7 protein-coding genes and 2 pseudogenes are annotated in these 10,578 nt (G+C 53.2%); 5 read left to right on the top strand and 4 right to left on the bottom strand.

Annotation, left to right across the window (positions count from 1 at the left end):
• Positions 1-145: 145 nt before the first annotated feature.
• Both AB9F27_RS21485 and AB9F27_RS21480 read right to left on the bottom strand, forming a co-directional pair.
• Positions 146-907 carry an NYN domain-containing protein gene (locus AB9F27_RS21485; RefSeq protein WP_369758156.1) on the bottom strand — a complete coding sequence of 254 codons (762 nt, stop codon included), beginning with the start codon at positions 905-907 and terminating at the stop codon, positions 146-148.
• A gap of 191 nt (positions 908-1,098) precedes the next feature.
• Positions 1,099-2,197: pseudogene (locus AB9F27_RS21480) on the bottom strand (IS30 family transposase).
• A gap of 301 nt (positions 2,198-2,498) precedes the next feature.
• Here AB9F27_RS21480 and AB9F27_RS21475 point away from each other — a divergent pair.
• The 4 genes from AB9F27_RS21475 to AB9F27_RS21460 all read left to right on the top strand — a co-directional run bounded on the left by AB9F27_RS21475 (position 2,499) and on the right by AB9F27_RS21460 (position 6,105).
• Positions 2,499-3,422, top strand: a complete 924-nt coding sequence (locus AB9F27_RS21475) for a 2-dehydropantoate 2-reductase (RefSeq protein ID WP_335586925.1) — start codon at positions 2,499-2,501, stop codon at positions 3,420-3,422.
• A gap of 501 nt (positions 3,423-3,923) precedes the next feature.
• A complete protein-coding gene (locus AB9F27_RS21470) occupies positions 3,924-4,565 on the top strand; it encodes a PEBP family protein (RefSeq protein ID WP_335586924.1) in 642 nt (213 codons plus the stop codon).
• A gap of 23 nt (positions 4,566-4,588) precedes the next feature.
• Positions 4,589-5,548: a YHYH protein gene (locus tag AB9F27_RS21465; RefSeq protein WP_335586923.1), complete on the top strand. Its 960-nt coding sequence runs from the start codon at positions 4,589-4,591 to the stop codon at positions 5,546-5,548.
• Positions 5,545-6,105, top strand: a complete 561-nt coding sequence (locus AB9F27_RS21460; protein ID WP_335586922.1) for a YbhB/YbcL family Raf kinase inhibitor-like protein — start codon at positions 5,545-5,547, stop codon at positions 6,103-6,105. The genes AB9F27_RS21465 and AB9F27_RS21460 overlap by 4 nt, the downstream gene beginning before the upstream one ends.
• 352 nt (positions 6,106-6,457) lie before the next feature.
• On the opposite strand, the gene AB9F27_RS21455 is transcribed toward AB9F27_RS21460, so the two are convergent.
• Positions 6,458-6,820, bottom strand: a complete 363-nt coding sequence (locus tag AB9F27_RS21455; protein ID WP_335586921.1) for a tyrosine-type recombinase/integrase — start codon at positions 6,818-6,820, stop codon at positions 6,458-6,460.
• Positions 6,821-7,657: 837 nt separating this feature from the next.
• On the opposite strand from AB9F27_RS21455, the gene AB9F27_RS21450 reads away from it, so the two are divergent.
• Positions 7,658-9,595, top strand: coding sequence for a DUF3604 domain-containing protein (locus AB9F27_RS21450; RefSeq protein WP_335586920.1), 1,938 nt, complete (start codon positions 7,658-7,660; stop codon positions 9,593-9,595).
• An 871-nt stretch (positions 9,596-10,466) separates the two neighbouring features.
• Here the strand turns inward: AB9F27_RS21450 and AB9F27_RS21445 are convergent.
• A pseudogene (locus AB9F27_RS21445) lies at positions 10,467-10,578 on the bottom strand (IS30 family transposase); the annotation flags it as partial.

Genomic DNA, 10,578 nt, shown 5'->3' with positions numbered 1-10,578 from the left:
CAGTAACATCGTCCGCTGCCAGTCTAAACCTTCGATGAAATGCGTCATGAACAACCTCCATACCGAATACGGAAATTATAGCAGCATCTGGATCAAAATGGGGGAGTTTTCACACAGCCTCCGGACAAGACTGCCGTCTGTTTATTCACCTCATTGGGCTTTGGAGTTGATGCTGTAGTAATCTGATTTCATCGCCAGAAATCACCACTCCCTTACGCCAAAGGTTATCCTTCATCACGGTCGGATATTGGTTTGCGTAGTCACGAAATTTGTCGTTGGTCACAACAAAAGATATTGGCATATACTTGAGAAACTCCAGAATGTATCTGTCTGCCTGAAACCCGCTAGGCACGACATAGATTTCGTCTTCTCTGAGCCCAAAAATGTCTTCTAGCATCACCAATGAATGCCGCTTGTCCCTTGCGAAAGCTCCGTGTTCTTCAAGGGTGTAAAAAATATTGGCATCAAAGAAACAAACGATACGGTATCCTTGTGAGCGAAGCAGGTGCGCGATCTCACCAAGCGGTTGAGCGTCTAACCCTTTGTCATGCCCAAGATGGTAAATATTGTTTCCATCAAAAACGGCCACCTTTTCATCCAGTCGCAGTCCATGAATGAAACCCTGCCGATCATTGATCAACAAAAAGTGCGGCCTGTTTTCGCGAACTTTTCGATTCACCAACCACCAGAAAACAATCAGTGCCGTCAAGAGGGTCAAAAATGAGACCTTGTCCAAGTCTGGCTGTCCCAAGAACCACCACAAAAGCAATGCGGACATGCAAGCCAGCAAGCCGAAGTTTAGGACCCTTAGGAGGGTGCGCCGGAGCCATGCGCCGGTATTGAGACCTAGTTTCGGGGTGGTTTCCCTAGAGAGTTTTTCGCCCAATGTGATTTTTTTGGAGGTCATGGTTTTTCTCATGCAAAAGCTGATCGCTGAAAAGTAACTAAATTAGCATTGGAATACCATAAGGGCTCAAACCTGCTGTTAGCTGCGCAAAACATCGAGGTCCGATTTGGGACGTTCGTGTCATTCAAGACTAAGGGAGGAAACCGGTCATTCGCCGCAGTATGCATCGACGGTAGTTATGCGGGGCGGGCTTACCTGATCGACGCAACACATACATTGAAACGCTCTGCGGGAGTTTCGTATCCCAGCGTCTTTCGAGGTGGTTCGTTAAGCGGTCTTGCGACAGCACTCAACTTTGCTTGACTATGTATCGCCAAATCCGTGCCCTTTGGGAAGTATTGTCGCAGCGATAAGAGGGGCTGTGAGGGTCGCAGGAAAAGATATCGATCTCCGTCGCCAAAGTGAATGTCTTGTACCCCGCCATCTCTGATCCGTGATTCCAAGTCAGTGAGCGATAAAGCTCTTTGGGCAACTTGCGTGCCTGTTTGATCAACGCTTGAATGACACTGTGACTGTCCTTTTTGTCAACCTTTGCCAGAATCTGCAATCAGGTCGCCTTCTATTAGCTGGCATCACCGAGAGGCTAATGGCCCGAAACGGCCCTGTCTTCAACTTCCGCAGGTCTGTCACGGATCGATATCGCATCGTTGAACTTACCCAACCCGCTGCGTTTTAGCGTGGCGTGGCGGGACCGGCGAATGGATCGTGTCGCTCATAGATGAGCCAGAAACTCCTTCTTAAGTACGCCGCACGTCTGGATAAAAAGGCTTCGGTAGATCGTTTCATGCGAGACGCGCTTGTTCTCATCGGGATGTTCGCGCATCAGCCAACCTGCGATTTGTTGCGGGGACCACTTGCGGATCAGTTTGGCCGATATAGCACGGCAGAGATAGTCATTGCCTGCCAACTTGCAGGGCTTTGGGCGGTGGGCACGATCCCATGCAGCTGTATCAGATTGGTTTGCACGATAGCTTTGGGTGCCGACATTGCGCCTGACTTCACAACTGATGGTCGATGCTGACCGCTTCACGGATCGTGCAATTGAGCGCAGGGACACCTTCGAACGCAGGCCTCTGGAAATCTCTTCTTGATCGATCAGAGGGAGAGCGAAGCGCGATCTCACGCGGTCGGTGGACGGATGCCGCCAGTACGCGCGAGGAGTGGATAGATCGACGATGATGCTCGGTTAAAATCAAGCCCGATCGAACTCATCGACTCTCCGCGTTGCCATCTGTCCCAAATCTCTGACGTCTGCTTATCCGTAAAAAATACTCGGCGGCGATACTTCATAATGGTTACTCCATCTTTGACTAAAGATCAAAGGGTTGCGTCGACCAGTTGAAACCGCCCGACAAAGCCGCCGTTCGATGTTCCTGCTCTAAGGTGGATGGACGGCTCGAAGCGGACCTGCTGCGTCCCTCAGCCCTGAACTTGGGCTAACTCACATAGAGTAACAAACAGGCTTTGCCTGCGGACGAGACCAGCGCTGGCGATGCAGGACGCCGCCACTGTGAATTCTGGCACAATAAGGTTTCTGCACCGGCCGACACGCGTGTTATGAACGAGACTGGTAGACATATGGGAGAGACGTATGAGGATCGCAGTGATGGGCGCAGGCGCGCTCGGAGGTTACTTTGGAGCACGTCTGGCTGCGGCCGGAAACGAAGTTGTCTTGATCGCAAGGGGTGCGCACTTGGCAGCGATTCAGGAGCGAGGCCTGAAAATTCTGAGCCCGCGCGGGGACTTACATATGTCTGAGATCGCGGCAACCGACGATCCCCGTTCAGTAGGACCGGTCGACGTGGTTTTGTTCATGGTCAAGAACTATGACGTTGAAAGCGGGGCGCAAGCTATTGCTCCAATGCTTAAGTCTGACACGATGGTTGTGACTTGTCAGAATGGTGTCAGCGCCCATGACCGGCTTGGCGCAATCATCGGCATGCAGCACGTGGTACCGGGCGTGGCGCGCATCCCGGCCGACATTCCCGAACCCGGCGTCATCAACCATTCGGCAATGTGGGACACGCTCTCATTTGGCGAGTTGGATGGCCGGGTCACCCCGCGCGTTGCGGCCCTTCGTGATGCGATCATTGACGCGGGTGCGACAGCCGTGATTCCGGACAATATTCTGCACGACTTGTGGGTAAAGTTCATCTCTCAGGCAATGCTGGCCAGCATCACAACCTTGACGCGGCTTGATATGGGGCCGCTTCGGAACAATCCAGACAGCCGCGCGTTGTTCCTTGCTGGGATGGCAGAAACCAATCGGGTCGGCAGGGCGATGGTGCCGGACTTGCCCGAAGGCCTTGTCGAGCAAACTTGGAAAACCATCTCAACTTTGCCGGACACGATGCATGCCTCAATGCTGGACGATTTGAGAGCCGGCAAGCGGCTGGAGGTTGACTACTTGAGCGGGGACGTGGTGCGGCTGGGCCGCCAATACGGTGTTCCGACGCCGATCCATGAGGTGTTCTGGGCGGCGCTCCAGCCCTTTAAATATGGGTCTCCCGGATAGTTGCCTGTGGTTTCCACATAATCGTGTAGCCGATCAAAAGCATACCTGTGTTGGTTCAGGTGAGGGATGGGGGCAGCAGGTTTCAACTACTCCTTGAAGGGCACTCGCTACCGCATCCTGAAATTTTAGTGCGCCCCTACTTCCCGCCGTCGTTGTCATCGATGGGCGAACCTCGTTGGGTGTTTTCGGATGACCGTCAACCCGACTTTGCAAAGGGCGTTTCCAGCGCATTGCCGTCATTGAGACAAACAGCAGCATCCGTCTTATGGGCTCAAACCCGCCGTTCGCTGCATCTGCGCCAAAGTCTGCTTTTCCCTCCCTTCGGGCGACTGCGGTCTTATCTCGTTAGGCGCGAAACTCGCGATACAAGGCGTCATCGGTGGCGGGTTGCCGGCTCCGAGTAGCGAGATTTGGCGTCATGATTAAATTATTTTCAGAAAGGCCCGACGGAATTGCACGTGGAACACGTATAATGGTTGTAACAATCGCATTGGACCTATCATGAAACCACCCTTCGCCATTTTCGCGCTGTGCGCGTTCTGCGCCACCGCTGCAACTGCTGAGACTTTTTCATCCGACGTTTGGGCGGACAATTGGTTCGAGTTGCGCATAGACGGCACGCAGGTCGCGCAAGACAGTGTGCCGATCACGACGGAGCGGTCTTTCAATGCAGAAAGCTTCACGTTTGAGGCCGAACGCCCGTTCGTGGTGGGTGTTGTGGCCAAAGACTTCAAAGAAAACGATACAGGTTTGGAATATATCGGAACGGGGCGCCAACAGATGGGCGATGGCGGGCTGATCCTTCAAATCCGCGACGCAGCCGGACAGACCGTGGCCGCCAGCTCCGCAGAATGGGCATGTGAAGTCATCCACACGGCCCCCTTGGATAAATCCTGCGAGGCGTCCAAAAATCCCGTGGCTGGCGAAGGGGTTTGCACATTTGACACTATGGACGAACCCGCAGACTGGGATACGGCGTCCTTTGATACATCCAATTGGCCGCAAGCCGACGTTTATACTGCCCGCGAGGTCAGCCCAAAAGACGGCTACGACGCCATCAGCTGGGATCCAAAAGCCGAGCTGATCTGGGGACCCGACCTTGAGCAAAGCAATACCGTCTTGTGCCGTATAACTGTCAATTGACCCATACTTTAGGAATCTGCACTATGAACCGCACAATTATCCTTCTGGCCTGTCCGCTTTTCATCGCCGTTGCTAGCCCTACACTTGCCCACGACGACCGCTGCGATGCTGTGGCCGCTTCTGTCGCGGATGCGGGCTTTGCCGAGAGCGTGACCGTAACCTGCACCGACACCCAAGCCATTCTGACATCTGACACCTATCCCGATCATGACATGATGACGGGCATCGTCGGTACTAACGAACAAGTGCCCGTTCCCGCCGAATACCCCGCACCTGTCCTCCTCAATCCCGTCTTTTCGGGAACGCCGCTGACCCGCGATGCGGCGCTCGGCGTGGCAGTCAACGGGGTGCCGATTTATGACTATACTGGCGGCGGTGAGATGTCGGAAGCTGATCTGACGCACCATCAGGCACAACACGACACGCTACAAACGGACCAATTGGACGTGTGCGGCGGGCACGCTGGTCGTGGCGATGACTACCACTATCACGTCGCGCCGACCTGTATGATCGCGCAAATGGCCAATGCGGGACCAGAAGCAATCATCGGCTGGGCGTTTGACGGCTTTCCGATCTATGGCGACACAAACCCCGACGGCAGCACCATTGAAGGTGGCGTGCTGGATGTTTGCAACGGGCAGACGGACGACACATTTGGCTACCGCTACCACACCTCACAAGACGCGCCCTATATCGTGCAATGCCTGATGGGCGAGCTGCCGACCTTCAATGATTTGCCCCGTGTACGGCCCCTATCAGCCGCAAGCGGCGGCGGTGCACAACCAGGGCGCCCACCTCAAGGTGGCGTTCAAGACCTCGTCTTCACGCAAAGCGCCGATGGCAGCCGCAGCATGGATTACAGCTTTGAAGGCGAGGAATACTACATCCGCTACAGCCCTGCTGCTACGGAAAACTGCTACGACTATACCACCAAAACCGTGACCAACAATGGGGACGTCATGGAAGGGGAGTTCTGCCGATGACCCTTGCCCACCGCTTGTCCGGCCTCGCTCCGCTGCTGTTCTGCGGCATTTGGGCGGGTGCGGCGACCGCCCAAGACACTTTTACACTGACTAGTCCGGCCATTGTGAGTGGCGGTGACCTGCCAAGCGATCTAAAATGCAGTCGCGACGGGGGGGATGGCCTCTCGCCTCCGCTCGTATGGTCAACGGTTCCCGAAGGAACGCAGAGCCTCGCACTCATCATGCAACACTATCCGCGCGGCAAAATCGCAGGCACCGACGCGCCCAGCCAATACTGGCTCTTGTGGAACATCCCCGCAGACACAACCGCCATTCCGCGCGGGAACCCAACCTCCTTGGGCGATGAAGGCGCGGACAAAGATGAGAGATTCACAGGGTACACACCGCCTTGCTCCCCACGCGGCGCACGTCACGAATACACCATCACGCTTTTCGCGCTGAACGCGGCCCCAGACACATTGCCCAGCAACGACAGCCTGCAGGTGGACTGGACCGAAATGACACAAGCCATCGGGCCGCTTGTAATCTCGTCCTCATCATTCACATTCTGGAACTAAATCGCGCCGAAACTGGACGTTCGCCGCGACACACAAAAAATCGGTTATAACGGGCTCTTTCCGGCCGTTCGCCGCACACTGCACCGAGGTCGGCTATGCGGACATGAAAATTAAATCGACGGAGATGAGGTTACTCATCCAAGTAGTCGGCCATCGGCGTCAATGGACCGCATCGGGCGAGTATATGGGTTTTTTCATAAAGGCCGACGGGCGCACCGCCGAAGCATGCGCCCGATCATGGAGAATCGCAGCAAAAAGCGAGGTCAATTAATTTTGCAGCTGGCAAAAGGGAAACACTACCCACGCCTGCTATGCTTGACCACACTTCATCTGCCCTAAATGACGCTTAGTCTCAGCCCAAGCGTTGCGCCAATTGCTCCGCTGTTTCGTTGTAAGATATCTGCAACATCCGAATATCTTTATGCCCCACAACCCGCGCCATACTCAACACGTCGAGCTTTGACGCCATCCGCGTGATGGCCTCGTGCCGGCTATCATGAAACGTCAGGTTCTTGATCCCTGCCCGATCGCGCACGCGCCGAAACACTACGTCCAGATGGGCACTGGTCAGGGCAAAACACGCCCCACCCGCCACTACATTGGGTAGCGCCTTCAGAAGCGCCACAGCGGCGGTTGAGAGCGGCACAGATCGCCAGTGCCATTCTTGGTCATTTCCAACTTGGCAACGCGCATATCGCAGCAACGCATTCCGCATGGTCTCGGTCGATCCCGAAACCTCCCCTTGTCGAATCAAGAACTCTTGGCGCGCGCCCCGTCTTTGGCATCAACCCGCTTCTCAAATGACTTTGATTTCCGCGTACCTTGCATGGCGACTTACGCCTGTCATTTGCCGGTTTGCAACTTTTGCAAGGGACGCCATTTCAAATCCTCCCACTCGGAAAAATCGCAATGGCATGTCAATTTCAATGGATTATAGCGCATTTCAGTACGAAATGCCCACCGTAACCCCCTGTATATCCTTATATAAATAAGGAACTTCACTGATTAAGGGGAAAATATTGGTGCGGTCGAGAAGGAACGTTTTATTAATTATTTCATTTGGTTGCAAATAAATTTCGTGAAAATTCGTAATTTCGTTTGGTGAAATAATTTTGAAATGAACGAATTTCAATCTTACCCCGCAATGAAACTTTCTCGCTGTTTAGCTATCTATTGGCTCCAGTCTTAATTTCATCAATGTCGGCGAAGGTTCTGCGCTGCAGCGTTTTAGCATGGTGTGAATGTCTGGATCGAGCAGTTCGTCTAGGTGGCTCCGTGGGGTGAAGTCCGGCTTCCTCCGCGAGCGCATTTGACTGAAAACTAGGGTCCACGCCGAGCGTCGACTTTTAATTGAGAATGAGGAGAACGGCGCACAAAACCTATTTGTGCCGAAAATCCGTGCGTTGCGTTGGCTTTTGATTTGGCCTCACGGCGTCCTTAGATAAAACGGTTTGAAATTCAATCGTCCTGAGCAATACTGGGAAAATACACCTCGCACCGCCAATTCATTTTTTTGCCACCCTCTCTACCCCTGTCTTAAAGGAGAATAGCCATGTTTACACTTCGCTTTGCTCTAATAATTTCAACAACCTGCGCGCTAATTTCAACATCCGTAACCGCACAGGAAATGCAAGCCAATGAAGACCTGCTCGAAGAAATCCTTAACAAGGACAGCCCTTACTCGCCCTATGTGAATCGAGATTTTCCAGAGCGTCCCTTTTGGGGAGACAGCCACCTTCACACGTCCTTATCCATGGATGCAGGGGCGTTTGGCAATCGGTTGGGCCTAGACGAGGCCTATCGATTTGCGCGTGGCGCGCAAGTGACAGCCTCCTCTGGCCAAGAAGTACGCCTCGCACGTGCGCTTGATTGGCTCGCAATCACCGACCACTCCGACGGCATGGGCATGATCGATGATATGATTTCGGCCGCCCCCGCGATCACCCAATTTGAACAGGGCGCGAAATGGTCCAAGGGTGTGCGGGCCGGCGGTGAAGAGGCCGTCGCAACAGCTCTCGATTTAATCGGCGCGTTTTCTCAGGGAGAAATTGAACCCGCTTTGTTGAACAATTACTCCCCCGGTGCGCGGCGCTACGCAACCATCTGGGAAGACGTGATCCTCGCGGCTGAAAAACACAACACTCCAGGTGAATTCACAGCTTTCATCGGGTTTGAATGGACGTCCCTTGCGGCCGGAAACAACTTGCACCGAAACGTCGTTTTCCGCGATGGCGCCGACCGCGCCCGCCAAGTAGTCCCTTTTACAACGGTAGCCCCTATCGGAAGTAACGACCCGCTCGACCTCTATAAATACCTCGAAGTTTACGAGGCCAAAACCAATGGTGCGGCCATCACATTTGCCCACAATGGCAACCTCTCAAATGGCGTAATGTTCCCAACCGAAGAGCAATTTACCGGCCGCAAACTCGATCAATTCTACGTCGAGCAACGGGCCAAATGGGAACGCAACTACGAGATCACTCAAATCAAGGGCGACGGCGAAACCCACCCCTTCCTGTCACCGGATGATGAATTCGCAGATTACGGCACGTGGGATGTTGGCAACCTTGATCTTTCGGCCGCCAAAACAGACGACATGCTTGCCGGAGAATATGCTCGTGAAGCGCTCAAAAACGGAATGGTTCTTGAGGAAAAGTTCGGCACCAACCCCTACAAATTCGGGATCGTCGGCGCCACCGACTCCCACACCTCCCTTGCCGCGATCGAAGAGGACAACTTTTTTGGAAAACACGCCGGCTATGAACCAAGCCCCGAACGCCTGACGCATCCCTTCATGGAAAATGAAAACGGAAAACTTTCCAGCTGGCAACAGGTTTCCAGCGGCCTCACCGCGGTTTGGGCCAACGAAAATACCCGTACCTCATTATTCGACGCAATGGATCGCAAGGAAGTTTACGCCACAACAGGCCCGCGCATTTCGGTGCGCCTTTTCGGCGGTTATGATTTTACCACCGAAGACCTGAAAACGCGCAATATAGCAAACGTCGGTTATGACAAAGGTGTGCCAATGGGCGGCGATCTCAATCAACCTCAAGATGGCCAATCCCCGACCTTCCTCGTTGCGGCCCTGCGCGATCCAATCGGAGCTAATTTGGACCGGGCCCAAATCATCAAGGGCTGGGTCGATGCCGATGGCATCACCCACGAGAAAGTCTATGACGTGGCGTGGGGAGATGCGCGCCAATTGGACGCGAGCGGAAAATTACCCGCCGTGGGCAATACCGTTGATCCAGCAACCGCAACATGGAGCAATTCCATCGGCTCGGCCGAATTGGTAACCGTCTGGACGGACCCAGATTTCGATCCAAATGAACGCGCGTTTTATTACACACGGGTTCTCGAAATCCCTACGCCGCCATGGTACCTTTTTGATGTCCTCAAATTTGGCTCAGAAATCCCCCCAGAAGCTCCCCTCGCGCAGCAAGAACGCGCCTACACCACGCCGATTTGGTTTACCCCAAAAGAATAGTCAGTGTTTCAAAAAGCTATTAAGAGGCCCTGCGAGGGGCCTTTTAAATTCCGGGGCTAGTCCGAAAAATTTATCCTGTCTAACGTCAGCGCGAAGGTTTGAACATCTCTCAACCTTCTCCATGAATTAAGGGGCCGCTATGATGGTAGTCCCACATTGAGTTACACCACCAGCTCAAGTTTTAGGCGCTGCAACGGGCCGCTGCAACACAAGCTTCAAATTTCTCTGCTGGTGTCTTGTATTGCAAGGTCTTTCTTGGCCCCTCGTTTATCGCCGCCGCAATCGTCGATTATGACATCATCACAGCGGTAGCGCATATGGACTTCGTCGGCATGGGAGTTATCAGGCGGGGTCGCAAGCATTTCGCCTTGTAGGTGCCACTGCGCCGCCAATAGTTCGAAACCACTTGGGCGGATCACCATCTTGTTTGGTAGTTGTCCAACATCATTTCTTCCGTGCTTCTCGGTTAGGAGACTGAAAGAACTGATGTCACTTTGATGTCAAAAAACAACTATCAGCCAGCAATAGGTTGTTTTTATTGTATTTTCTTGAAAAATTGGTGCGGTAGAAAAGCAACGTTCAATTTTTTATTTCAACAATTTGTGAATAAATTTCGTGAAAAATTCGTAATTTCGTTTGGTGAAATAATTTTGAAATGAACGAATTTCAATCTTACCCCGCAATGAAACTTTCTCGCTGTTTAGCTATCTATTGGCTCCAGTCCTAATTTTCATCAATGTCGGCGCAGGTTCTGCGCTGCAGCGTTTTAGCATGGTGTGAATGTCTGGATCGGGCCGTTTGCGACATTGATAGGTGAGTGATTTGGTCCATTTTTTGCACCATGCACATTTCGACTTAAAGGGCGGCGGGATCAACTGATCGACGCAACACACTGGGCGAACTTCTCAGCTGGGGTTTGATATTGCAAGGTCTTGCGGGGGCGTTCGTTCAACTGTCTGGCAATAGCGCTGAGTTTGGCTTGC

Source organism: Falsihalocynthiibacter sp. CO-5D18, from assembly GCF_041205445.1.
GTDB classification, from domain to species: Bacteria; Pseudomonadota; Alphaproteobacteria; order Rhodobacterales; family Rhodobacteraceae; genus Falsihalocynthiibacter; species Falsihalocynthiibacter arcticus.
Note: the sequence above shows the minus strand (reverse complement) of the source record. Positions and strands in the feature narration are given on the sequence as shown.

Bases quoted from the DNA above. Each gene is read 5' to 3' on its own strand.
- AB9F27_RS21455 (WP_335586921.1), bottom strand. From the start codon at position 6,820: ATGCGGAATGCGTTGCTGCGATATGCGCGTTGCCAAGTTGGAAATGAC.
- AB9F27_RS21470 (WP_335586924.1), top strand. From the start codon at position 3,924: ATGAAACCACCCTTCGCCATTTTCGCGCTGTGCGCGTTCTGCGCCACC.
- AB9F27_RS21465 (WP_335586923.1), top strand. From the start codon at position 4,589: ATGAACCGCACAATTATCCTTCTGGCCTGTCCGCTTTTCATCGCCGTT.
- AB9F27_RS21485 (WP_369758156.1), bottom strand. From the start codon at position 907: ATGACCTCCAAAAAAATCACATTGGGCGAAAAACTCTCTAGGGAAACC.
- AB9F27_RS21460 (WP_335586922.1), top strand. From the start codon at position 5,545: ATGACCCTTGCCCACCGCTTGTCCGGCCTCGCTCCGCTGCTGTTCTGC.
- AB9F27_RS21450 (WP_335586920.1), top strand. From the start codon at position 7,658: ATGTTTACACTTCGCTTTGCTCTAATAATTTCAACAACCTGCGCGCTA.
- AB9F27_RS21475 (WP_335586925.1), top strand. From the start codon at position 2,499: ATGAGGATCGCAGTGATGGGCGCAGGCGCGCTCGGAGGTTACTTTGGA.